General features: G+C 66.4%; 29 protein-coding genes and 1 tRNA gene. 17 read left to right on the plus strand and 13 right to left on the minus strand.

Translation table 11 applies throughout. The annotated features are described in order from the left end of the window. The first annotated feature begins 27 nt into the window (after positions 1 to 27). Together AC5P78_RS01305 and AC5P78_RS01310 are read left to right on the plus strand one after the other, a co-directional pair. Positions 28 to 1218: a glycoside hydrolase family 18 protein gene (locus AC5P78_RS01305; protein ID WP_012480874.1), complete on the plus strand. Its 1191-nt coding sequence runs from the start codon at positions 28 to 30 to the stop codon at positions 1216 to 1218. 90 nt (positions 1219 to 1308) lie between these two features. Further along, positions 1309 to 1701 (plus strand): VOC family protein, encoded by a 393-nt coding sequence (locus AC5P78_RS01310; protein WP_005410442.1) that lies wholly within the window; start codon positions 1309 to 1311, stop codon positions 1699 to 1701. Positions 1702 to 1830: 129 nt separating this feature from the next. Here the strand turns inward: AC5P78_RS01310 and AC5P78_RS01315 are convergent, their stop codons facing one another. Genes AC5P78_RS01315 through AC5P78_RS01325 form a run of 3 tightly spaced genes read right to left on the minus strand, consistent with a single transcriptional unit; the run spans position 1831 to position 3960 of the window. Beyond that, complete coding sequence (locus tag AC5P78_RS01315; RefSeq protein ID WP_005414066.1) at positions 1831 to 3390, minus strand: PepSY-associated TM helix domain-containing protein; 1560 nt, start codon at positions 3388 to 3390, stop codon at positions 1831 to 1833. Positions 3391 to 3400: 10 nt separating this feature from the next. Further along, positions 3401 to 3664, minus strand: coding sequence for a hypothetical protein (locus tag AC5P78_RS01320; protein WP_033835141.1), 264 nt, complete (start codon positions 3662 to 3664; stop codon positions 3401 to 3403). Continuing rightward, on the minus strand, positions 3664 to 3960 hold the full coding sequence (locus tag AC5P78_RS01325; RefSeq protein WP_099527107.1) for a hypothetical protein: 297 nt from the start codon (positions 3958 to 3960) through the stop codon (positions 3664 to 3666). Before AC5P78_RS01325 ends, AC5P78_RS01320 begins: the two co-directional genes overlap by 1 nt. 429 nt (positions 3961 to 4389) lie before the next feature. Here AC5P78_RS01325 and thrS point away from each other — a divergent pair, with 429 nt between their 5' ends. The 9 genes from thrS (at position 4390) to AC5P78_RS01370 (ending at position 12215) form a co-directional block, all read left to right on the plus strand. After that, complete coding sequence (thrS, locus tag AC5P78_RS01330; protein ID WP_005410438.1) at positions 4390 to 6291, plus strand: threonine--tRNA ligase; 1902 nt, start codon at positions 4390 to 4392, stop codon at positions 6289 to 6291. A 48-nt stretch (positions 6292 to 6339) separates the two neighbouring features. Beyond that, a complete protein-coding gene (gene infC, locus AC5P78_RS01335; RefSeq protein WP_005410437.1) occupies positions 6340 to 6882 on the plus strand; it encodes a translation initiation factor IF-3 in 543 nt (180 codons plus the stop codon). A 265-nt stretch (positions 6883 to 7147) separates the two neighbouring features. Next, positions 7148 to 7345 (plus strand): 50S ribosomal protein L35, encoded by a 198-nt coding sequence (gene rpmI / locus AC5P78_RS01340; RefSeq protein WP_005410436.1) that lies wholly within the window; start codon positions 7148 to 7150, stop codon positions 7343 to 7345. Positions 7346 to 7356: 11 nt separating this feature from the next. Continuing rightward, positions 7357 to 7716: a 50S ribosomal protein L20 gene (rplT, locus tag AC5P78_RS01345; RefSeq protein ID WP_005410435.1), complete on the plus strand. Its 360-nt coding sequence runs from the start codon at positions 7357 to 7359 to the stop codon at positions 7714 to 7716. 192 nt (positions 7717 to 7908) lie between these two features. Continuing rightward, complete coding sequence (locus AC5P78_RS01350) at positions 7909 to 8904, plus strand: phenylalanine--tRNA ligase subunit alpha (RefSeq protein ID WP_005417865.1); 996 nt, start codon at positions 7909 to 7911, stop codon at positions 8902 to 8904. Between the two features lie 120 nt (positions 8905 to 9024). Continuing rightward, positions 9025 to 11406, plus strand: coding sequence for a phenylalanine--tRNA ligase subunit beta (gene pheT, locus AC5P78_RS01355; protein WP_138969935.1), 2382 nt, complete (start codon positions 9025 to 9027; stop codon positions 11404 to 11406). A gap of 27 nt (positions 11407 to 11433) precedes the next feature. Further along, the gene (locus AC5P78_RS01360) at positions 11434 to 11733 is read left to right on the plus strand and encodes an integration host factor subunit alpha (RefSeq protein ID WP_005410432.1); all 300 of its coding nucleotides are present in this window, start codon (positions 11434 to 11436) and stop codon (positions 11731 to 11733) included. Continuing rightward, complete coding sequence (locus tag AC5P78_RS01365; protein WP_005410431.1) at positions 11714 to 12070, plus strand: MerR family transcriptional regulator; 357 nt, start codon at positions 11714 to 11716, stop codon at positions 12068 to 12070. The genes AC5P78_RS01360 and AC5P78_RS01365 overlap by 20 nt, the downstream gene beginning before the upstream one ends. A gap of 68 nt (positions 12071 to 12138) precedes the next feature. Further along, positions 12139 to 12215 (plus strand) — tRNA-Pro (locus AC5P78_RS01370). A gap of 64 nt (positions 12216 to 12279) precedes the next feature. Here AC5P78_RS01370 and AC5P78_RS01375 read toward each other — a convergent pair. The 3 genes from AC5P78_RS01375 to AC5P78_RS01385 all read right to left on the minus strand — a co-directional run bounded on the left by AC5P78_RS01375 (position 12280) and on the right by AC5P78_RS01385 (position 13666). Continuing rightward, the gene (locus tag AC5P78_RS01375; RefSeq protein WP_012480872.1) at positions 12280 to 12720 is read right to left on the minus strand and encodes a GNAT family N-acetyltransferase; all 441 of its coding nucleotides are present in this window, start codon (positions 12718 to 12720) and stop codon (positions 12280 to 12282) included. Beyond that, complete coding sequence (locus AC5P78_RS01380; RefSeq protein ID WP_005414058.1) at positions 12717 to 13070, minus strand: DUF6713 family protein; 354 nt, start codon at positions 13068 to 13070, stop codon at positions 12717 to 12719. The genes AC5P78_RS01375 and AC5P78_RS01380 overlap by 4 nt, the downstream gene beginning before the upstream one ends. A gap of 86 nt (positions 13071 to 13156) precedes the next feature. Further along, positions 13157 to 13666, minus strand: a complete 510-nt coding sequence (locus tag AC5P78_RS01385; RefSeq protein ID WP_005410428.1) for a DUF3011 domain-containing protein — start codon at positions 13664 to 13666, stop codon at positions 13157 to 13159. Between the two features lie 243 nt (positions 13667 to 13909). Here AC5P78_RS01385 and AC5P78_RS01390 point away from each other — a divergent pair, with 243 nt between their 5' ends. Continuing rightward, entirely contained in the window at positions 13910 to 14305 is a 396-nt protein-coding gene (locus AC5P78_RS01390) for a hypothetical protein (protein WP_032965929.1), read from the plus strand. A gap of 24 nt (positions 14306 to 14329) precedes the next feature. Here the strand turns inward: AC5P78_RS01390 and AC5P78_RS01395 are convergent, their stop codons facing one another. Beyond that, positions 14330 to 15022 (minus strand): aspartate/glutamate racemase family protein, encoded by a 693-nt coding sequence (locus tag AC5P78_RS01395; protein WP_005410426.1) that lies wholly within the window; start codon positions 15020 to 15022, stop codon positions 14330 to 14332. A 156-nt stretch (positions 15023 to 15178) separates the two neighbouring features. Between AC5P78_RS01395 and AC5P78_RS01400 the strand changes: the two genes are divergently transcribed. Then, entirely contained in the window at positions 15179 to 15820 is a 642-nt protein-coding gene (locus AC5P78_RS01400) for a LysE family translocator (protein ID WP_005410425.1), read from the plus strand. Positions 15821 to 15914: 94 nt separating this feature from the next. After that, a complete protein-coding gene (locus AC5P78_RS01405) occupies positions 15915 to 16088 on the plus strand; it encodes a DUF1328 domain-containing protein (protein ID WP_005410424.1) in 174 nt (57 codons plus the stop codon). Between the two features lie 22 nt (positions 16089 to 16110). On the opposite strand, the gene AC5P78_RS01410 is transcribed toward AC5P78_RS01405, so the two are convergent. From AC5P78_RS01410 to AC5P78_RS01425, 4 genes are all read right to left on the minus strand, one after another. Continuing rightward, the gene (locus AC5P78_RS01410) at positions 16111 to 16443 is read right to left on the minus strand and encodes an SMR family transporter (RefSeq protein WP_138969934.1); all 333 of its coding nucleotides are present in this window, start codon (positions 16441 to 16443) and stop codon (positions 16111 to 16113) included. A gap of 13 nt (positions 16444 to 16456) precedes the next feature. Beyond that, positions 16457 to 17029, minus strand: coding sequence for a TetR/AcrR family transcriptional regulator (locus AC5P78_RS01415; RefSeq protein WP_138969933.1), 573 nt, complete (start codon positions 17027 to 17029; stop codon positions 16457 to 16459). Positions 17030 to 17117: 88 nt separating this feature from the next. Beyond that, on the minus strand, positions 17118 to 17351 hold the full coding sequence (locus AC5P78_RS01420) for a DUF1653 domain-containing protein (RefSeq protein WP_005410421.1): 234 nt from the start codon (positions 17349 to 17351) through the stop codon (positions 17118 to 17120). Positions 17352 to 17363: 12 nt separating this feature from the next. After that, a complete protein-coding gene (locus AC5P78_RS01425) occupies positions 17364 to 17648 on the minus strand; it encodes a hypothetical protein (RefSeq protein WP_005410420.1) in 285 nt (94 codons plus the stop codon). A 404-nt stretch (positions 17649 to 18052) separates the two neighbouring features. Between AC5P78_RS01425 and AC5P78_RS01430 the strand changes: the two genes are divergently transcribed. The 3 genes from AC5P78_RS01430 to AC5P78_RS01440 all read left to right on the plus strand — a co-directional run bounded on the left by AC5P78_RS01430 (position 18053) and on the right by AC5P78_RS01440 (position 19320). Then, the gene (locus AC5P78_RS01430) at positions 18053 to 18259 is read left to right on the plus strand and encodes a hypothetical protein (protein ID WP_005410418.1); all 207 of its coding nucleotides are present in this window, start codon (positions 18053 to 18055) and stop codon (positions 18257 to 18259) included. A gap of 131 nt (positions 18260 to 18390) precedes the next feature. Then, complete coding sequence (locus AC5P78_RS01435; protein ID WP_049397303.1) at positions 18391 to 18948, plus strand: DUF3011 domain-containing protein; 558 nt, start codon at positions 18391 to 18393, stop codon at positions 18946 to 18948. 168 nt (positions 18949 to 19116) lie between these two features. Further along, positions 19117 to 19320, plus strand: coding sequence for a hypothetical protein (locus AC5P78_RS01440; RefSeq protein ID WP_005410416.1), 204 nt, complete (start codon positions 19117 to 19119; stop codon positions 19318 to 19320). An 80-nt stretch (positions 19321 to 19400) separates the two neighbouring features. On the opposite strand, the gene dxs is transcribed toward AC5P78_RS01440, so the two are convergent. Then, positions 19401 to 21308 carry a 1-deoxy-D-xylulose-5-phosphate synthase gene (gene dxs, locus AC5P78_RS01445; RefSeq protein WP_032964317.1) on the minus strand — a complete coding sequence of 636 codons (1908 nt, stop codon included), beginning with the start codon at positions 21306 to 21308 and terminating at the stop codon, positions 19401 to 19403. Between the two features lie 105 nt (positions 21309 to 21413). Then, positions 21414 to 22079, minus strand: coding sequence for an HNH endonuclease (locus AC5P78_RS01450; protein WP_005410414.1), 666 nt, complete (start codon positions 22077 to 22079; stop codon positions 21414 to 21416). Between the last annotated feature and the right edge of the window lie 486 nt (positions 22080 to 22565).

The raw sequence follows: 22565 nt of genomic DNA on the forward strand, positions 1-22565 counted from the left end.
GGCTGCGCCTTCGAACCGGGAGATCCCATGTTCCGCCAGACCGTGGCTGTCCTTGCCGTGCTGATTGCCGGTGCCTTGCCCATTGCCGTGCATGCGGCGCCCGCGCAGCCACCGATCTTCGGTGCCTACTACCCCGGTGGTTCGGCCGAGCGCTACCCGGTGTCGAGCATTCCGGCCGAGCGCCTCACCCATCTGTTCTACGCGTTCTCCACCATCGAGGACGGGCGCTGCACGATCGGTGCCGAAGCGCCGAAGAATTTCGCGGCGCTGGCCGAGCTGAAGAAGGCGCACCCGCATCTGCGCACGCTGATCTCAATTGGCGGATGGGGCGCAGGTGGGTTCTCCGATGCAGCGCTGACCGAGGCCAGCCGCAAGCGCCTGGTCGACTCGTGCATGGCACTGTTCTTCGATCGCCATGCCGGCAGCTTCGATGGCGTGGATATCGACTGGGAATTTCCTGTCAGTGGCGGCCCGAAGGAGCTGGCGCACCGCCCGCAGGATCGCGCCAATCTGACCAGGCTCGCGCAGGCGTTCCGCGTGGCACTCGACGCGCACGGGCGCAAGGAGCGACAGCCGATGCTGCTGACCGCCGCACTGGCCGCCGGTCGCCTGCAGACCGATGGCCCCTACGATCCGGCCGCCAGCTACGACCTGCCGGCGTTGGCCAAGGTGTTCGATTTCATCAACCTGATGAGCTACGACATGGGCACCGGTTTCTCTGCGGTGTCGACCTTCAATGCGCCGCTGCATGAAGTGCCGGCCGATCCGCTGGCCCCGGAGCTGCGGCGCTGGAACAACGTGGCCGGCGCGGTGCAGTACTACCGCGAGCACGGCGTGCCGGCCGAGAAGCTGGTGCTGGGCGTACCGTTCTACGGGCGCGGCTTCAAGGTCACCGGCGATGCAGCGGATGGTCTGTACCAGTCCTACAGTGCGCCGGCCGATGCCGGCGACTGGCGGGTGATCAAGGCGCGCTATCTCGATCAGCCGGGTTGGACGAAACACTGGCAGCCGCAGGCGCAGAGCCCGTGGCTGTACAACGCCGGGCAGAAGATCTTCATCAGCTATGAAGACCCGCGCTCGATCGGCCTGCGTGCGCAGTTCGCCCGCGAGCAGGGCCTGGCCGGGGTGTTCATGTGGGAGCTGACCGGCGACGACGAACAGGCCAGCCTGCTCAACGCCATGCTGGGCCCGTGGCAGAAGGCGCGCATCGGCGATTGAGCTGCATCAGGCGATGCCCGGCGCAATGCCGCAACGCCATTGGCCCAACCCCGCACAGCATGGCCACGCCCGCAGCGTTACGCTGCGGGCATGATCCATCTTGAACGCCTGGACCACCTGGTCCTCACCGTCGCCGACATCGACCGCAGCTGTGATTTCTACCAGCGCGTGCTCGGCATGCAGGTCGTGCGCTTCGGCGCGGGTCGTACCGCGTTGCAGTTCGGCCAGCAGAAGATCAATCTGCATGCGGCCAGTGCCCCGCTGCAGCCGCATGCGCTGCGGCCCACGCCGGGCAGTGCCGACCTGTGCCTGGTCACGCGCATGGCGACAGTCGATGTGCTGTCCCACCTGCAGGCGCAGTCCGTTGCAGTGGAGGAGGGGCCGGTTGCGCGCACCGGTGCGCTGGGGCCGATCGAATCGGTGTATTTCCGCGACCCGGATGGCAACCTGATCGAAGTGAGTCGTTACCCCGGCGAGGCATGATCCTGCTCGGGTAGCGTCGAGCTTGCTCGACGGTGCTTGGCGCGAAATCAACAGCTGTCGAGCAAGCTCGACGCTACAGGGGGCGTTGCGCGCAATGGCAGGTAGCGCCGGGGCATGCCGGGCGAAGGTTCAGTTGGCCCAGACGCTGTTGGGATCGCCGTTGCGGGCGCGGCGCTGGCTGGCCACTGCCAGGCGGGCAAAGCCGAAGGCCATGGCCAGCGCGATGGCGTCGACCCAGAACAGCGGCCAGTGGCCACGCGCGGCGGCGCGCCACAGCCAGTCACCATTGAGTGCGCCGTGCAGCACCGGTACCAGCGCGGTACTGATCGCCGCCGCCCACAGCAACTCGCGTGCGGCCTGCGCCGGGCGTCGCAGCGCGGCCCACAGCGCACAGGCCGCCCAACTGCCAAAGCAGGCCCAGCGGATGCCGCGATCGACCGCTGTCGGCGCCAGCCGCTCCAGCACCAGCGCGGTGACGAACGCGACCGAGATCGCCACGCACAGGCCGATGCACACGCCGACCGTCGCCCGCGCCATGTTCACCCCGGCGCGCGGCTGCTGCGGCTGGCGACGCTTGCGCCGCGACTCGATCCACAGCAGGTTGCCCGAATAGAACAGGAACGCACCGCCAAGGCCGAGCAGGAAGTACAGCCAGACCACCACGCCGTTGCCGAATTCGCCGAAGTGCAGCGCGTAGGCGGCGCTGAGCGTGGCGTGGTTGGCGTCGCGCTGGCCCGGCAGCTGCGAGGCCAGAACGTCGCCGGTGGCCACGTCCAGCGCCACCGCGCCAAGCGGGCCGAGCGTGCCGGTGGATTCGCCGGTGATCTCGATGGTGGCATTGGCATCGCCGGCATTGGCCAGCTTCAGGTAGGCCGGTTCGAAGTTGGCCACGCCCTGTGCGCGGGCGACTTCAAGCGCGCGCGCATGCAGCACGCGCAGGCTGCCCGGCGGTGCCGGAATGCCACTGGCATCGCGCACGGGCGCGGTGTCCATCGCCGTCGGCACCGCCTGCAGCGCCTTGCCGTCGTAGATCAACGGGTTGAGCAGGGCCATCTGCACGAACACCAGGCAGAGCAGGGCACCGGTCACCGCGAACATCAGGTGGAAAGGCAGGCTGAGCACGCCGATCACGTTGTGCGCGTCCTGCCACAGCTGCTTCAGGTTGCGGCCCGGACGCAGCGCGAACAGGTCGCCGAGCAGCTTCGGCAGATGGATCACCAGGCCGCTGAGCAGTGCCATGCCGTACAGCAGGCTGACAATGCCCATCACGTAGATCCCGGCCACGGGCAGGCCGAGGCTGTAATGGAGCTCGTTGACCAGTTCGGCCAGTCCGGTCTGCGGTGGTGTGGGGCTGCCGGCGATCTGGCCGGGCCAGGCATAGCGCCAGCTGCCGTCATCGGCCTGCCAGTACGCAAGCGGCTGCGGGTGTTCGGCGCCGGGGAAGGTCATGCCGACGTGGCGGCGTGCCTCCGGATGCGCAGCCAGCACGTCTTCCAGCAGGTACTGCGCATCGTCCAGCCCGGCGGGCAGTGCGGTGGCGGCTCCCGGGGTCTGCCACAGTGGCAGGTCGTGATGGAACAGGGTCAGCGCACCTGCGTAGAAGGCCACGAACAGGCCGAAGCCGGCCACCAGGCCGACCCAGGTATGCAGGGTGGTGAACGTGCGCAGGGTCTGCGAACTGAACTTCATGGGAGAGGTCTCATTGCACCGCGCCGGTCAGGCGCAGCAGCCCGAGCATGGCGAAGCCGGCAGCGGCGCTGCCACCCAGCACCAGCCAGGCGCGCAGCGCGCTGCGGAAACTGAACGCCCACAGGGCGGCCAGCATCCACAGCGGGATGAAAGCGATCAGGGTCGGCACCAGCGCCCGCTGCCAGGGGCCGGGCGGTACCCATGCCAGCAGGCCGGTCGCGGCTGCGGCCAGGAAGAAGCCGGCCACGACGCCAGCGAAGGCGCGCGGCCACATCAGGGCGACTCCGTGCCGGGACGGTGCCAGGCGGCCAGCGCCGGCAACAGCATCGCGGCCAGCATCCAGGTGCACAACATCGCCACCAGGCCGGCGGCAAAGCCGAGCTCGGCCATCCACAGCCACAGCGCGGCGGCAGCGGCGACCAGGCCGATCTGGCGGCCCAGGCGGCCGGCGCGGCGCAGGCGCGGCCAGCGGCAATGCGGCGAAGTGGCATAGAAGGCCAGCGCCGAGAACATCGCTGCCAGCATGCCCAGGCTGCAGAAGCCGAGCGTGGAAAGGCCGACGGTGATCATTGCGGGCGGCCGGCGCGGCAGCGGGCCGGCGAACGCGGGGCACGGGCGGGGCCGGCGGAAGCCGGTCGGAGCGGGTGGCGCATCACGGGGTCCTGGGGGAAAGCGGGCAGGCTGGCACGGAGCGGCCTGCGCCGACATGGTAATCATTGCAATTTCACGCCGCCAGCGAGGCACATTCAGCCGACCGTACGGTAGTCCTTGGGCTTTCCGGTGCGCTGGTTTAAGATCATCGTAGAACCCTGACTGGAACAAGGTGGCCCGCGTCCAGCGCCGGCCGAGCGTGCGACATGAGCACTACCACCGCCCACTGTTGACCTGCCCCCGAAGGCCCTGTGTTCCAGGCGCCCTCGCGGCGCTTTTTTATTGCCCGGGCGCCGCCCCGGGAACGCTTTCCAGCCCGCCCAGCGGGCCCCGCACGAAGCCACTGCGATGATCAACATTACTCTTCCCGACGGCAGCCGCCGCGAATTTGAAAACCCCGTCAGCGTCATGGAGGTCGCCCAGTCGATTGGCGCCGGCCTGGCCAAGGCCACCATCGCCGGTGCCGTGGATGGCGTGCTGGTCGATGCCAGCGACGTCATCGACCACGATGCCAGCCTGCGCATCATCACCGCCAAGGACGAGGAGGGCGTGGAGATCATCCGCCACTCCTGCGCCCACCTGGTCGGCCACGCCGTCAAGCAGCTCTACCCGGACGTGAAGATGGTGATCGGCCCGGTGATCGCCGAAGGCTTCTATTACGACATCTACTCCGAGCGCCCGTTCACCCCGGACGACATGGCCGCGATCGAGAAGCGCATGGGCGAGCTGATCGCCCAGGACTACGACGTCATCAAGAAGATGACCCCGCGCGCCGAAGTGATCGAGATCTTCAAGGCCCGTGGCGAGGACTACAAGCTGCGCCTGATCGAGGACATGTCCGACGACATCCAGGCGATGGGCATGTACTACCACCAGGAATACGTGGACATGTGCCGTGGCCCGCACGTGCCGAACACGCGCTTCCTGAAGGCCTTCAAGCTGACCCGCATCTCCGGCGCCTACTGGCGCGGCGACGCGCAGAACGAGCAGCTGCAGCGCATCTACGGCACCGCCTGGGCCGACAAGAAGCAGCTCGAGGCGTACATCAAGCGCATCGAAGAAGCTGAAATGCGCGACCACCGCCGCATCGGCAAGCAGCAGGACCTGTTCCACCTGCAGGAAGAAGCACCGGGCCTGGTGTTCTGGCACCCGAAGGGCTGGGCGCTGTGGCAGGTGGTCGAGCAGTACATGCGCAAGGTCTACCGCAACAGCGGCTATGGCGAAGTGCGCTGCCCGCAGATCCTGGACGTGAGCCTGTGGAAGAAGTCCGGTCACTGGGACAACTACCAGGACAACATGTTCTTCACCGAATCGGAGAAGCGCACGTACGCGGTCAAGCCGATGAACTGCCCGGGCCACATCCAGGTGTTCAACCAGGGCCTGCACAGCTACCGCGACCTGCCGATCCGCTATGGTGAGTTCGGTTCGTGCCATCGCAACGAGCCGTCCGGCGCGCTGCACGGCATCCTGCGCGTGCGTGGCTTCACCCAGGACGACGGCCACGTGTTCTGCACGGAAAACCAGATCGAGTCGGAAGTGACGGCCTTCCACCAGCAGGCGCTGGCGGTCTACCAGCACTTCGGTTTCGACGAGATCCAGATCAAGATCGCGCTGCGCCCGGAATCGCGCCTGGGTGACGACGCCACTTGGGACAAGGCCGAAGGCGCGCTGCGCTCGGCGCTGACCGCCTGTGGCGTGGAATGGCAGGAGCTGCCGGGCGAGGGCGCCTTCTACGGCCCGAAGATCGAGTACCACCTGAAGGATGCCATCGGCCGTACCTGGCAGCTGGGCACCATGCAGGTGGACTTCATGATGCCGGGCCGCCTGGGCGCCGAGTACGTGGACGAGAACAGCCAGAAGAAGCACCCGGTCATGCTGCACCGCGCCATCGTCGGCTCGATGGAGCGCTTCCTGGGCATCCTGATCGAGCACCATGCCGGCCAGTTCCCGGCTTGGCTGGCGCCGACCCAGGTGGTGGTGGCCAACATCACCGACGCCCAGGCCGACTACGTCTCGGGCGTGACCAAAACCCTTGCGGAGCAAGGCTTCCGCGTCAGCTCGGATTTGCGTAACGAGAAGATCGGCTATAAAATCCGCGAGCATACGTTGCAGCGCGTGCCCTACCTGCTGGTCATCGGTGACCGCGAGAAGGAAAATGGGGCTGTGGCGGTGCGTACGCGTTCTGGCGAAGACCTGGGCAGCATGAGCCTGCAGGCCTTCATCGAGCGGCTCCACGCCGAGGGCGCGTAAGCAAAGGTCCGGTCCGGGCGCACAGGCACCCGGACCGGTTCGATACCCTTGGGAGAACGTAATATCAGCACCCCTGACAACAAACAGAACCGCAAGAATCAGGAAATCCGTGTGCCGCGCGTCCGCGTGATCGGCAGTGACGGAGAAATGATCGGCGTGTTGTCGCGCGACGAAGCGCTGTCCATGGCCGAAGATGAAGGCCTGGACCTGGTCGAGATCCAGCCGCAGGCCGATCCGCCGGTCTGCAAGATCATGGACTTCGGCAAGTTCAAGTTCGAAGCGCAGAAGAAGGCCAGCGAGGCCAAGAAGAAGACCAAGCAGGTCGAGATCAAGGAAGTGAAGTTCCGTCCGGTCACGGACGAGGGCGACTACCAGATCAAGCTGCGCAAGATGCGCGGGTTCCTCGAAGATGGTGACAAGATCAAGGTCAACATCCGTTTCCGTGGCCGTGAAATGAGCCACCAGGAACTGGGCCGCGAAATGGCCAACCGGATCGAGACCGATCTGGGCGAGGACATCGTCATTGAATCCCGTCCGCGCCTGGAAGGGCGTCAGATGGTCATGATGATCGCGCCGAAGAAGAAGACCTGAGGCCTGACGGGCCGCCTTCCGGGGCGCCTGGCTGAAGGGTTCAGGGTAAGGGGACGCCGCTGGCGTCCCTTTGCTTTTGCAGGACGCCGGTGAATCGCCGGTAAAGGGTTGCAGGGGCTGGTGGCAGGGCGGTTTTGCCTGTATCATGCCCGGCTCGACCCACCCAGGACGGGTCGTACGCCGATCATGGCAGGACGGAAAGAGCGGCCCAGGCCGCCGCCAGATCAGTCAGAAACCAGGGTCATATCCCATCAAGGACATTGCAATGCCCAAGATCAAGACCAACCGGGCAGCGGCCAAGCGTTTCCGCAAGACCGCCTCGGGCAAGTACAAGTGCGGCCACGCCAACCGTAGCCACATCCTCACGAAGAAAGCGACCAAGCGTAAGCGTAATCTGCGTCAGACGGGCCATGTCCGTGCAGAAGACGCAGGCCGTCTGGACCGCATGCTCCCTTACCTCTGAGGAACTGAAAAATGGCACGAGTTAAGCGTGGCGTACAGGCGCGTCGCCGCCACAAGAAAATCCTGGATCTCGCCAAGGGCTATTACAACGCCCGCCGTAAGGTCTTCCGCGTCGCCAAGCAGGCGGTCATCAAGGCACAGCAGTACGCCTACATCGGCCGTAAGCAGAAGAAGCGCAACTTCCGTTCGCTGTGGATCACCCGTATCAATGCGGCTGCCCGCATCAACGGCCTGAGCTACAGCCGCTTCATGAACGGTCTGCTGAAGGCCGGCATCACCCTGGATCGCAAGGTCCTGGCTGACATCGCCGTGCACGACGCAGCCGGTTTTGCTGCGCTGGCCGAAAAGGCCAAGGGCGCGCTGGCGGCATAAGTCCTTCCCGATGCCGTAACCGTTCACTCGGACGGTGTCAGGTCAAGGCAATGCATGGGGAAGGGCGCAAGTCCTTCCCCATTCTTTTTTGGGTCCCGGCGAGGCCACGACGGCAGCGCGGGGACGGCGGTGGCGACAGGGGTCGGCCCTTCGCGCATCGCGATGGCAGATCGACTGGAGTTCCAGCCCCCCATGAGCGACATCCAATCCCTCACCACCCAGGCGCTGGCCGATGTGGCCGCCGCACAGAGCCCCGACGTGCTGGAACAGCTGCGCGTGGCCCTGCTTGGCAAGAGTGGCAGCATCACCTCGCAGCTCAAGCAGCTCGGCGCCCTGCCGGCCGACGAGCGCAAGGCCGCCGGTGAAGCGATCAACCAGGCCCGCGACGCGCTGACCCGCGCGCTGGGCGAGCGCAAGGCGCTGCTGGAAGACGCGGCACTGGATGCGCGCCTGGCCGCCGAAGCCATCGACATCACCCTGCCGGGCCGCAATGGCGACCGTGCCGGCCTGCACCCGATCACCCGCACCCTGGAGCGCATCACCGGCATCTTCGGCCGGCTGGGCTACGAGCTGTCGGAAGGGCCGGAGATCGAGGACGACTGGCACAACTTCGAGGCGCTGAACTTCCCGCCGCACCACCCGGCGCGCGCCATGCACGACACCTTCTACTTCGGCGACGGCCGCCTGCTGCGCACGCATACCTCCGGTGTGCAGGTGCGCTACATGGGCGACCACGCGCCGCCGCTGCGCATGATCGCCGCCGGCAAGGTGTACCGCAGCGACAGCGACCAGACCCATTCGCCGATGTTCCATCAGGTGGAAGGCCTGCTGGTGGACGAGCATTCGACCTTCGCCGACCTGAAGGGCACGCTGGCCGAGTTCGTGCGTGCGTTCTTCGAGCGCGACTTCGAGATGCGCTTCCGCCCCAGCTACTTCCCGTTCGTTGAACCGGGTGCGGAAGTGGACATCGCCTGGCAGCAGCCCGATGGCAGCACCCGCTGGCTGGAAGTGCTCGGTTGCGGCATGGTCCATCCGAACGTGCTGCGCAATGTCGGCATCGATCCGGAGCGCTACACCGGCTTCGCCTTCGGCATGGGCGTGGAGCGTTTCGCGATGCTGCGCTACGGCGTCAACGACCTGCGCGCGTTCTTCGAGAACGATGTGCGGTTCCTGAAGCAGTTCGCGTAAGCCGCAACCGTGTAGAGCCGAGCCCTGCTCGGCTGCTTTCTGGATGGACGCCTGCTTGCGCATGCGCTGGGCGACCCCAAAAACCGCAACGGGAGGCACGCCTCCCACCAGGGTGACACCATGAAATTCTCCGAAAACTGGCTGCGCAGCCACGTCCCGACCTCCGCCTCGCGCGATGAGCTGAGCGCGGTGCTGACCGCCATCGGCCTGGAAGTGGAAGAAGTAACCGCGCTTGGCGAAGGCCTCGATCACGTGGTCGTGGCACGCATCGTTGAAGCCGTGCGCCATCCGGAAGCCGACCGCCTGCAGGTGTGCAGGGTCGATGCCGGGCAGGGCGAACTGCTGCAGATCGTGTGTGGCGCACCGAACGCACGCCCGGGCCTGGTCGCGCCGCTGGCGATGGTTGGTGCGCAGATCGGCGAGCTGAAGATCAAACCGGCCAAGCTGCGTGGCGTCGAGTCCAACGGCATGCTGTGCTCGGCCAAGGAGCTGGGCCTGGACAGCGATGCGTCCGGCCTGCTGGAACTGCCGGACGATGCCCCGATCGGCCAGACCCTGGTCGAGTACCTGGGCCTGCCGGACGCCAGCATCGAGATCAAGCTGACCCCGAACCGCGCCGACTGCTTCAGCCTGCGCGGCATCGCCTACGACGTCGCCGCCGCCACCCGCAGTGAAGTGCTGGACTTCGCGGCCGACGCCATTCCGGCAGTCGGCAGCCGTGAGCTGGCCATCCAGCTCGACGCCGGCGCCGAAGCGCCGCGTTACCTGGGCCGTGTCATCGAAGGCGTCAATGCTGCCGCCAGGACCCCGCTGTGGATGGCCGAGCGCCTGCGCCGCAGTGGTGTGCGTCCGGTCTCGCTGCTGGTCGACATCACCCAGTACGTGATGCTGGAGCTGGGCCAGCCGATGCACGCGTACGACCTGGGCACCCTGCAGGGCAGCATCGCCGTGCGCCGTTCGCGCGCGGGCGAGACGCTGAAGCTGCTGGACGGCCGCGATGCTGCGCTGGACGACAGCTTCCTGGTGGTCACCGATGCTGACCGTGCGGTCGGCCTGGCCGGCCTGATGGGCGGCTTCGACACCCGCGTCACCGACGCGACCACCGCCGTGTTCCTGGAAGCCGCGCACTTCGCGCCGGCCGCGATCATGGGCCGTGGCCGCAAGCTGGGCCTGCACACCGATGCCGGCCATCGCTTCGAGCGCGGCGTCGATCCGGCGCTGCCGCGCACCGCGATCGAGTACGCCACCCGCCTGGTGCTGGACCTGGCCGGCGGTACACCGGCACCGGTCACCGAGGCCGTGCGTGAAGCCGATCTGCCGCAGCCGGCGACCATCGTGCTGCGCCGCGCCCGCATCACCCGCGTGCTCGGCATCAGCATCGACGATGCCGAAGTCGAGCGCATCCTGCGCGCGCTGGGCATGGACGTGGTTGCCACCGCCGAGGGCTGGCAGGTCACGGCGCCGAGCCGCCGCTTCGACATCGCCATCGAAGAAGACCTGATCGAAGAGCTGGCCCGCATCCACGGTTACGAGCAGATCCCGACCACGCTGCCGGGTGGTGCCTCGCGCGTGGCGATGCCGAGCGAGACGCAGCTGGACGCGCTGAGCGTGCGCCGCCAGCTGATCGCCCGTGACCAGCAGGAAACCGTCAACTTCGCCTTCGTCGACGACGCGCTGCTGACCCAGTGGCAGCTGCGCGACGGTCTGGTGCCGCTGGCCAACCCGCTGTCGGCGGAACTGGCGGTGATGCGTCCGTCGCTGCTGCCGGGCCTGGTCGCCACGCTTGGCCGCAATGCCGCGCGCCAGCTGGGCCGCGTGCGCCTGTTCGAGATCGGCCGTGTGTTTGCCCAGCAGGGCGGAGACGGCCAACCGGCGCCGCTGGAAACCCCGCGCGTGGCCGCTGCGGTCTGCGGTGAGGCGCAGGCGGTGCAGTGGGGCCTGCCGACCCGCAAGGTCGATTTCCATGACCTGAAGGGCGACCTGGAATCGCTGGCGGCTGCCAGTGGCGCGCAGCTGGAGTTCCGTCCGTCGGCCCGCGCCTACGGCCACCCGGCGCGTTCGGCCGAGGTGCTCCGCGATGGCGTGGCCATCGGCTGGATCGGCCAGATCCATCCGCGCCTGGCGCGTGCGATGGAGATCGAGGCCGACGTGTACGCCTTCGAGCTGGACCTGGAGCCGCTGACCGCCCGTCGCCTGCCGCGTGCCGGCGAGCTGTCGCGCTTCCCGGCGGTGCGCCGCGACCTGGCGTTCCTGGTGCCTGAGCAGGTGGCCTGGGCCGACCTGGCGGCGACCGTCCGCCAGGCCGCCGGCCCGCTGCTGCGCGACCTGAACCTGTTCGACCGCTATGTTGGCCAGGGCGTCGAGCCGGGCTTCAAGAGTCTCGCTATGGGCTTGATTTTGCAGGACAAGTCGCGCACTCTGACGGACCGCGACGTGGATGCGGTGGTGGCCGAGGCGGTCACTGCCATCGAGCGTGAACACCACGCCCGGATCCGCGGCTGAGCGGGCAGCACTCGGGGGTAGCAGGCAATGGCATTGACCAAGGCGGAGATGGCGGAAAAGCTGTTCGACGAAGTCGGTCTGAACAAGCGTGAAGCCAAGGAATTCGTCGACGCGTTTTTCGATGTGCTGCGTGAAGCATTGGAACAGGGACGTCAGGTGAAGCTGTCGGGCTTCGGTAATTTCGATCTGCGGCGCAAGAACCAGCGCCCGGGTCGCAACCCCAAGACCGGCGAGGAAATTCCGATTTCCGCCCGTACGGTGGTCACCTTCCGTCCGGGCCAGAAGCTCAAGGAGAGGGTGGAGGCTTATGCTGGATCCGGGCAGTAACCGCGAACTACCGCCGATCCCGGCCAAGCGCTACTTCACCATTGGTGAGGTCAGCGAGCTGTGCGACGTCAAGCCGCACGTCCTGCGCTACTGGGAAACCGAGTTTCCCAGCCTTGAGCCGGCCAAGCGCCGAGGCAACCGCCGCTACTACCAGCGCCATGACGTGCTGATGGTGCGGCAGATCCGCAGCCTGCTGTACGAACAGGGCTACACCATCGGTGGTGCCCGCCTGCGCCTGGATGGCCCCGATGCCCGCGAGGAATCGGCGCTGAGCAACCAGATCATCAAGCAGGTGCGCATGGAGCTGGAAGAAGTGCTGCAGTTGTTGCGCCGCTGATCCCATTTCCATCGTAATCCGCTATACTTCACGGCCCGCCGCACTGGCGGGCACATCGCAGCATCAGTCGGGGCGTAGCGCAGCCTGGTAGCGCATCTGCCTGGGGGGCAGAGGGTCGTCGGTTCGAATCCGGCCGTCCCGACCACTGTGATGAATCAAGGAGCCTGCGCAGCAATGCGCGGGCTTTTTTGTGCGTTCTGCAGATCTGATCAGTTTTCCGCGAAGCGGTAGATGAGTTCCGGATCGCCTTCATCCAGGCCATGCACGATGCCGCTGCCCACGAAGCCGGCGGCAGCGAGCAGGCGTTGCATGCCCGTGTTGGAGGCATTGGTCGAAGTGAACAGCTTGCCGCCACCGCGCCACCTGATCGCGTGCCGCAGCAGGATGGCGCCGATGCCCTGGCTGCGCTGTTCGCGCGCCACCATCAACATTTCAATGAAGGCTTCGCCAAAGAAGTGGTGATGGATGACCAGGTAGCCGACGATCTTGCCGTCCTGCTCGGCGACCTGCACGACGCCGTGCGCCAGCCAGTCGGCAATCTGCATGATCCGCCGTGGATCAGTGGCTGCCACGCTGTCGAGCGCGATCAAGGCATCTGCGTCCTGCGGAATGCCGTCGCGCAGGTGCGGAGAAGAGGACGCCCGGTTCATCGCGGGCGCAGCTTCAGCAACAGGCCGCCACCCGACACAAAGCAGGCGAGCAGGACGGCAATCGACAGCGGCAGGTGGAATTCACTGCGACCGAACAGGGCAAAGGCCAGATGGATCAGTGCCGTGCCAAGGCCGAGCCCCCCGCAAGCCAGTGCATAGCTGCGCGCCGTGGATGTGCCCAGCACGATCTGGCGATAACCCCAAAGCACGGCGCCGACTGCGAACAGGTTGAACAGCAGGAAGCCCTGGATGCCACCGGGGACATGGAACATGGCCCATTCCTGCCAGAACGCAGCGTCGATCTGATGCAGGATCAACGCCAGCAGCGTCGCCAGATACCATCGTTCCATGTCGTGCTCCCTGCCGTGCAGGCCATAGTCTATCGACTCCGCCTGGCACGCACGCCTGCTCGATGCAGCCAGCGCGCGGCCGGCAGTCAATACACACGGAACTCGGCACGGCAGCCGTCGCTGACCCACACCCCGCGGCGGTCCCAGCCCCAGTTGCGGTCCTCGATGCAGGCTGTCACCGATTTCTGCCTGACCAGCCGTACCTCATGGCGCACGCGAATCCGGCACTCCTTGTCCTTGTTCTCGTAGGACTCGCAGACCAGGCGTTCGCCCTCGTTGTCGCGATCACGGCTGCGGCCACGTCCCGGCCAGCGGCCGTGTTCGTCGGCAACGAACTCGGCGCGGCAGCCGTCGGTCACCCACAGCATGCGCCGGCTCTGGCCCCAGTTCTGGTCTTCCACGCAACGGGTCACCGACAGCTGCCTGGCCAGGCGCATCGGTCCCTCGATGGGGCATTGCTCGGTCTTGTTGAACTGGGATTCGCAGCGCAGCGCTGGAATGTGATCAGTGTCGTAGTCCTGGGCGGCCACGGCGGTGGCGGCCAGCAGCAGGGCAAGGGCGGCGCCGGTGATCGGCAGCAGCGGGCGAAGGGTCATGGGGGAGCCTCGGGCGGGGATTCGGGCGGCAAGAATGACCCAGCACGGGGCCGTCGGAACGCATCGTTCCGGAAGCGGCTCAGGAGGGATTTAGTAGTGCGCACCAGCCCATGCAGAGGCTTACATCCCGTATCATCGCTGCACATCCGATCGCATCGGTTTACACCTTCTTACATGTCTTCCACGCCTGTCGGCGCAGCCTGTGGCTGCCGTCACTGGTGTGCGGGCGGCCTGCGGGGGAGGATGCGCGGACCACGACGACCACAGGGGGTTGCGTTGATCAGCAGTACCGTCATTCATCGCTCGGCCGACGCAGGTGGCGCCGAGGTGCGGGTCCTGGACACTACGTTCAAGGGCAAGCATGTGTTCGTTGCCTGGGGGCTGCGCGGGCCGGAACTGACCCGCAGCGCGGACCCGGCAGCCACTGTGGCTGCGCGCAAGGCATTGCATGCCGTTGCCGGGCATAGTGAAGGGCCGCGCAGCCCGGAAGTGTTCATCGCCAACCAGTCGGCGGTGGCGATCACGGTCTATCGGCTGCTTACCGACGCACGCTCCGGTGACGCCATCTTCTTCCTGTGCGATTCACCGGCGGTGGTCGAGTGGCTGATCACCGCGCTGGAGGTGCAGGGCGCGGACTGATTCCGCGCTCCGGCGCGCATTGATTCAAGCCAGGGCCGTGTCCACGGCGGCCCGCGCATGCAGGGCGGTGGTATCGAACAGCGGCACTGCACTGTCCTCCGGGCGTACCAGCAGCATGATCTCGGTGCAGCCAAGAATGATTGCTTCGGCACCGCGCGCCACCAGTCGCGCGATCACGCCGGCATAGACCTGCCGTGAGTGCTCGCTGACCACACCAGCGATCAACTCCTGGTAGATGATGTCGTGCACGCTGCGACGATCATCGGCTTCGGGTACCAGCACCTCCAGTCCGAAGCGATCCTGCAGCCGGCCGCGGTAGAAGTCCTGTTCCATGGTGAAGGCGGTGCCGAGCAGGCCCACCTTGCGTGCGCCTGCCTGCACGATGGCCTGGGCGGTGGGGTCGGCGATATGCAGCAGCGGCAGCGTGCAGGCCGCCTCGATGCGATCGGTCAGCTTGTGCATGGTATTGGTGCAGATCAGCAGCAGGTCGGCGCCGCCCGCCTGCAGGCGCCGCGCGCCATCGACCATGTGGTCACCCAGGGTGTCCCAGTCGCCTTCGTGCTGCAGCTGCTTGATGCCGGCGAAATCCACCGACCACAGCAGCAGCTGTGCCGAGTGCGCACCGCCGAGCCGCCGCCGTACCTCCTCGTTGATGAGCCGGTAGTACTGGGCCGAGCTTTCCCAGCTCATGCCACCAATCAGGCCAAGGGTCTTCATGCGCCGCTCCGTGCCAGGAGCCCTCATTGCAGCACAGATGGTGCCCGGTTGCCGATGGCGGCGATCTGTAACCACCACATCCATGCTGCGCTGTGTGTGCCGCGGCAGGCCCGGCGCACTCTATGCTGGTTGGATCTTCTGAAGTGGATGTGCGCTATGGCCCTGCATACCTGGTGGTGGTTCCTCGCCACGGTGTTCGTTCTGTGTGGTACGCCGGGGCCGAACATGCTGCATATCCTCGGTCGCAGCGTCGGGCTGGGGTTCCGTGGCAGTGTGCCGGCGATGGCCGGCTGCCTGCTGGCGATGCTGCTGGTGCTGGCGGCCTCCGCAGCAGGCCTGAGTGCGCTGCTGCATTCGTCGCCGATGCTGTTCGAGGTGCTGCGTTATCTGGGCGTGGCCTATCTGGCCTGGCTGGGCCTGAAGGCATGGCGTGACAGTTGCCGGCCGGCACCGCCGGTGACGGTCGATGCTACGCCGCCGGTTGCGGCCTCGCTGGGCGCGTGGAAGGTGTTCCGTGGTGGCCTTCTGGTGGGCCTGAGCAATCCCAAGCTGCTGCTGTTCGCGGCGGCGTTCCTGCCGCAGTTCGTCGACCCGTCACGCGGCCAGGCGCTGCAGTACAGCGTGCTGGTGGCCACCTTCGCCGCGTGCGAACTGTTCTGGTACGTGATGTATGCGGCCGGTGGCCATGGCCTTCGCCGCTGGTTGGCCAAGCCGTTTGCGCGACGCTGGTTCGAGCGCCTGGTGGGCAGCGTGTTCCTGGCGTTTGCCGTCGCGCTGCTGCGCTTCCGTCCGCGCTGATTCACGCCGCGCACGCGGCCTGTTCACGATTGCCGCATCGGCCACGGCCTAGCCTGATCATCCAGTACGCAGTCCCCGCAGGGAAAGGTTTGACATGATCAAGTGGGCCATCATCTTCGCCGTCATCGGTGTGATCGCAGGCGTGCTCGGCTTCGGTGGCATTGCCGGTGCCGCGGTCGGTATCGCCAAGTTCCTGTTCTGGGCCGGCATCATCATCGCCGTGGTGCTGTTCCTGCTCGGCATGACCGTAGCGAAGAAGGTCAGCTAGCGTTGATCGCGCAGCAGCGTGCTCAGTGCGCGCTGCTGCGCGAGAACAGGTTGATCACCAGTACGCCGGCGCAGATCAGGCCGATGCCGGTCAACGCCGGTGCATCCAGGCGCTGCTTGAACACCGCCAGCCCGATCAGTGAGATCAGCACGATGCCGACGCCGGACCAGATTGCGTAGGCGATGCCGGTCGGGATCGACTTCATGGTCATCGACAGCAGGTAGAAGCACAGCCCGTAGCCGACCAGTGCGCCCAGTGTCGGCGCCAGCCGGCTCATGCCGTCGGATGCCTTCAGCAGTGATGTGGCAATCACTTCCAGCACGATGGCAGCGGCAAGGTAGAGGTAGGGATTCATCGAGCGCTCCAGCTCACTGCGGGTCGCACAGTTTCAGGGCCTGTTCGGCCATGGCCAATGCATTGGCACGTTCTTCCTCGTCCAGCGGACGCCCATAGGCCGTGGCCCAGTAGCCATCGGCAGCGCAGCGCGCCGCGTACAGCCGTGGGTCGCCGGCTTCGCCAGGGAACTCGGCCAGCATCGCGCGCTTCCAGTTGCGCCAGTGCGCAAGCAGGCCCGGTTCCATCAGGTTGCCCAAGGTCAGGCCGATGTCGTTGTCCTGCTCCTGCTGCAGCAGATGCTCGAAGTTGGCCTGCACATAGGCGCGGCTGAAACGGCCATGGCCTTCGGGGTTTTCCTGCAGCAGGGCGCGCACGCGCGTTTCGAATTCTCCAATCAGCGCTCCGATGGCTTCATCCACCAGCACCTGCTTGCTGCTGAAGTGATGGAACAACGCACCCTTGCTGACACCGGCGGCCTGCGCGACGTCCTGCACGGTCAGCGCGGCCAGGCCGTTACGGCCGATCACTTCAATGGTGGCCTGCAGCAGTGACTGGCGCACGCTGTCGGGCGCCTTGCGGCGCGAACGGGAGGGGGATGCGGACATGGCGGGAAGAAACCGACTGGACGGTACGATTGTAACGCAGGCCCGCCGCGTTACCGCGCGCTGCCGGCCATGGCCGGCAGCGGAACCCTCATGCGTCGACGCGGGCGAAACGCGGTTGCGGTCCGTGCTCGCCGGGCACCTGCTCGACGAACATGGCGTACGGGCGTACCCACAGGCCACCTTCGCCATACAGCGCGCGGTACAGCACCATCGGCTGCAGGGTCTCGCTGCTGCGGACGATGTCGAGCACTTCGTACTCGCCGCCCTTGAAGTGGCGGTAGCGGCCTGGGGCCAGGGTGGGGAGCGGACTCAGCTCAGCCATGGGCGGCGCGACTCACTTGCGCGCCGGGCTGGCCGGCTTCGCGCAGTAGGCATCGATGGCTTCGGCGGTGTTGGCCAGGCCCTGTGCCTGCGCCAGTTCCCACGGACGTTCGCAACGCTGGCTGTGCTCGCACCACTGGTAGCCGGCCGAACCGATGCAACCGTGGGCATCGCGGTCGCCACCGACCTTCGGCGTGGCAGGCGAAGTGGCCGCCGTATCGGCACGCGCAGCGGCCTGATGCTGGTTGGCACAGGCGGACAGCACCAGCAGGGCTGGAATCAGAAGAAGCGCTTTCATCGGGCGGGCTCCGTGCCTAAAGCGACAGTGTCTGTCGCAAATAGCCCTGCAGCAAGCGCTCAGTGCATGGCGGCGCGGATCAGTTCCTCGATCAGCACGAGGTAGCTGGCCACGAAATAGAACTTCAGCAGCGTCCAACGCTGCTGCGAGAAGAAGGTGCGCATGTGGAAGGGGCCCCTGTTGATGACGGTAGTGTGAAGCCCGGCTGACTCCGTGACAAGAATCACGGAATGAACAGGCTAAATGGACTCAGGGATGTGAGGGCAGGCAAAGGGCTGACCGGAGGGCGCGGCATTTTCGTACAAATCTGATGGGCTACCCCTGAGGTGATCGCTAGCCTGAAGGTGTACCGGCACGTGGACCGTCCGCCTGCCGTCGCATCCTTCCATCCGCAGGAGCCCCTCATGGTCATTACCGTTCAACGCAACGCCCGGCACTGGTCCGTGCTGGATCCGCAGGTGCATGACGCAACCCGATATGCGCGGGGCGCCGAGGCTTTCGATGTCGCCGCGGCGCGGGCCCTCGAGCACCACCGTCGCACCGGCCAGCGCAGCACGGTGCGGGTCGAGGCGCTCGGCAGCGCGGTGGATGCCCTGCACGTAGGAGACTGACGCCGGTCGTTGCGGTGCAGTCAGCTACGGTTGCGTTGTTTGAATGGGGAAAAACCGGCGTCACGCGCCCCCCTGTGCGCCGTGCCGCGAATCCCGGATGCTTGCGCCATCGTATTCATCTGGAGATCTCGATGGGCAAGGCACTCACCTGGCGTACCCTGGCCTGCACCCTGCTGCCGATGCTGGCGGCGGGTAGCGCCCAGGCGCAGAGCTATGGCTACGGCTATGACGACGACCGCTACGGTGGCCGCGAAGGCAGCGGCATCGTGCGCTGCGAGTCGATCAAGAACCGTAGCAACGAGTGCCGTCTGGAGGGCCGCGCGCGGATGATCCGCCAGTTGTCCGGCTCGCCGTGCGTGGAAGGTGAGACCTGGGGCCAGTCGCGCTATGGCGTCTGGGTGACCCAGGGCTGCCGCGCCGAGTTCGTCGGCGAGTACCGTCGTGGCGGTGGCTGGGGCAATGGGGGGGGCTGGGGCAACGGCAACGGCAACGGTTGGGGCGGCGGTGAGGTGATCACCTGTCATTCCAATGGGCATCGCCAGGAGTACTGCGACGCCCGCATCCGCCGCGGCGTGCGCCTGGTTCGCCAGGATTCGCGCAGTGCCTGCATCGAGGGCCAGACCTGGGGCTGGGATCGTCGTGGCATCTGGGTCAGCGACGGCTGCCGGGCACAGTTCCAGGTGAACTGAGCGTGCCCCTCTAAAATCAGAAAAATCTGATACAGCTCACATTTTGAATTGCCGTATCTTCTGCGATCAGGGCATCTCTGTGTGTCCCTGATCTGTTGCGACGATGCCTGCCGTGATCGGCAGGAATGTCCCGCTACCGTCGATACGCTGCCTCAAGGAGTGAGCCGCATGTTGATCCGCCTGCAATGCGAACAGCGCCAATGGCGCGTGCTGCATCCGGACCGGCCGGAGCCGATCGATTTCCGCGACGGTGCCCGCGCGTTCGACTTCGCTGAAACCCTGGCGCGCCTGCACTTTGTCGATACCGGGCAGCGCGCTGCCGTGCGCGTGGAAGCCAGCGGCGCCTTCGTGGAAGCGGTCAGCTACGGCTGAGGGCGGGGGTTTCCGGCCAGGTCCTGTTTCCTGGCCCCGCTATCCACGCCATGCGCGGATCCACTGGGTGGCAATCGGTCTCAGCCCGCCGCGCTCAGCGGCGGGGTACCTGTGGCCAGCTGCGGCCAACGCTTGAGCACGGCCGCACGGATGCCCGCGGCGTCGATACCTGCTTCGGCCAGCAGGTCCTCGCGGCTGGCATGGTGCTGGTAGCTGTCGGGCAGGCCCAGGTGCAGGATCGGGCGCAGCACGCCTTCGGCATTGAGCAGCTCGCCGACGCCTGAACCGGCGCCACCGGCCACCACGTTGTCTTCGATCGTCACCAGGCCCTCGTGCTGGGCGGCGACAGCCAGCACCAGCTCGCGGTCCAGCGGCTTGATGAAACGCATGTTGACCACGCTCAGGCCGAGTTCGCGGCCGACCTGCTCGGCGGCGGCCACGGTGCTGCCGAAGGCGAGCAGGGCAATGCGGCTGCCCTGCAGGCGCAGTTCGCCCTTGCCGATCGGCAGGGTGGACAGGTCGGTGCCGGCTGCAACGCCGGTGCCGGTGCCGCGCGGGTAGCGCACGGCGGCCGGGCCCGGGTGCTGCAGGCCGGTGCTGAGCATCTGCCGGCACTCGGCTTCGTTGGACGGTGCCATCACCACCAGGTTGGGCACGCAGCGCAGGAAGCTCAGGTCGAGGTTGCCGGCATGGGTCGCACCGTCCGGGCCGACCACGCCGGCGCGATCGATCGCGAACAGCACGTCCAGGTCCTGGATCGCCACGTCATGTACCAGCTGGTCGTACGCGCGCTGCAGGAAGGTCGAGTAGATCGCCACCACCGGCTTGCCACCCTGAGTGGCCATGCCGGCGGCGAGGGTGACCGCATGCTGTTCGGCAATCGCCACGTCGAAATAGCGCTGCGGGTATTCCTTGCTGAAACGCACCAGGCCGGAGCCTTCGCGCATCGCCGGGGTGATGCCGTACAGGCGGGGCTCGGCGGCGGCGGCATCGCACAGCCAGTCGCTGAACACATCGGTATAGGTCGGCTTCTTGGCACCGGCCTTGGCCACCAGGCCCTTGTCCGGATCGAACGGGCCCACGGCGTGGTAACCGATCTGGTCGCCTTCGGCCGGCTCGTAGCCCTTGCCCTTGGTGGTCATCACGTGCAGCAGCTTCGGGCCCTTGGAGGCGCGCAGCGTCTTCAGCGTGGACAGCAGGGCGGGCATGTCGTGGCCGTCGATCGGGCCGGTGTAGTGGAAGCCCATCTCCTCGAACATCGTGGACGGCACGAACATGCCCTTCCAGTGTTCTTCCCAGCGCTTCACGAAACGCGCCGGGTTGTTCTTCTTGTCACCGAGGATCTTCTTGCCGCCTTCGCGCAGCGCATTGAGCGTGCGGCTGCCGGTGGCACGGCCTAGCATCTTGGTCAGGCCGCCGACCGCCTCGGAGATCGACATGTTGTTGTCGTTGAGGATCACCAGCAGGTTCGGTTCCGGGTCCATGCCGCCGGCGTGCATCAGCGCTTCGAAGGCCATGCCGGCGGTCATCGCACCGTCACCGATCACCGCCACGATCTTGCGGTCGTCGCCTTCGGACTGGCGGGCAATGGCCATGCCGAGTGCCGCCGAGATCGAGGTGGAGGAGTGGCCGACGCCAAAGGTGTCGTATTCGCTCTCCTCGCGCTTCGGGAATGGCGCGACGCCGTCCTTCTGCTTGACGGTGTGGATCTGGTCGCGGCGCCCGGTCAGGATCTTGTGCGGGTAGGTCTGGTGACCGACGTCCCAGACCAGCTGGTCGACCGGAGTCTGGTACAGGTAGTGCAGGGCCACGGTGAGTTCGATCACGCCCAGGCCGGCGGCGAAGTGGCCACCGCTCTTGCCCACCGATTCGATGAGGTAGGCGCGCAGTTCGTCGGCAACCGCCCTCAGTTCGGATTCGTCGAACGTGCGCAGGTCATCCGGCGTCTGGATGCGCGCGAGGCGGGGATAGCGGGCAGAGTCGATCATCATGTTCGCACTTTTTCTGAATGCCCATTTTCGCCCTCAAACGGGGGTGGGGCAAGCAAACGCCGCCGTCCGTGACAGGACGGTGAGGGTTGCATTTTCAGGCGTTCAGGTGCTCAGTTTCGATCGCTTGGGCAATTGCGCCTTCAGGAAGGCCATCTGGTCGGCCAGGATGTTGCGGTTGGACAGGATCAGGTGCTCGATCCAGCTGGGCCGGTAGGGCACGGCCAGCAGCGGCATTCCGGCCTGCTGCGGGGTGCGGTCGCTCTTGCGCGAGTTGCAGTGGAAACAGGCGGTGACCACGTTTTCCCAGCAGTCCAGGCCGCCCTTGGACAGTGGCACGACGTGGTCGCGGGTGAGCGTGGGGCGGTTGAACTGCTGGCCGCAGTACATGCACAGGTGGGCGTCGCGGGCGAACAGGGCCGGGTTGGTCAGGTTCGGCGTGGGGTCGATCGCGCGGGAGCGGGCATGGCCGCGCGCGGCGATGATCGGGTGCAGGTCCATGCCGCTCTGCAGGCCGCTGAAGCGATTGGTGCCGCCGTGGATGTGCAGGCAGGGATCGCCCAGCGTCCAGGCCACCGCTTCGCGGGCGTAGAGGCACGCCGCATCCTGCCAGGTGATCCAGTCCAGTACGCGTCCGTGGGCATCAAGCGAGAGCAGCCGGACCGAACCGGGGCGATGCAGCGTCGTGGCGTTGGGCGATGCTTCGGCGCCCGGAGCAGAAAACGGAGCTCCGGCTTCGATCAGACCCAAGCGTGTAGTGTCTGTCTCCATCGGGAGAACAGCTTATACCTGAATGTTGACGATTTGTGTATCGCCTGTCGGCGATACGCAAATCGCAACGATTCAGGTCCGCGCATTCCTCCTAATCCCCGCGCGTGTCGGCGCGCCCCCTTTAGCAACCCAGCCCGCCGTTGGCGCGCTGGGTTGCCCGCGCATTCTTCCTAATCCCCCGCACCTGTCGGTGCGCCCCCTTTAGCAACCCAGCCCGCCGTTGGCGCGCTGGGTTGCCCGCGCATTCTTCCTAATCCCCGCGCCTGTCGGCGCGCCCCCTTTAACAAAAGGGGGCTCTTCTCCAGAGGGATTTAGGGGGTTCTCATCCACGCGTGGCGTGGATCTGCAGCAGCGGAAATCTGTCGAAGGCGGGGTGGGTCCGGTTGCGGGGGCGTGAGCGCCATGGATGGCGCGATCGAGGCTAAAGGAACGTATTTGCGCCGTCCCCCGCAATTGGACCCACCTCGCCATCCCGCAGGAAGCCAG

The organism is Stenotrophomonas sp. YJH_SMC_133 (genome assembly GCF_059370655.1).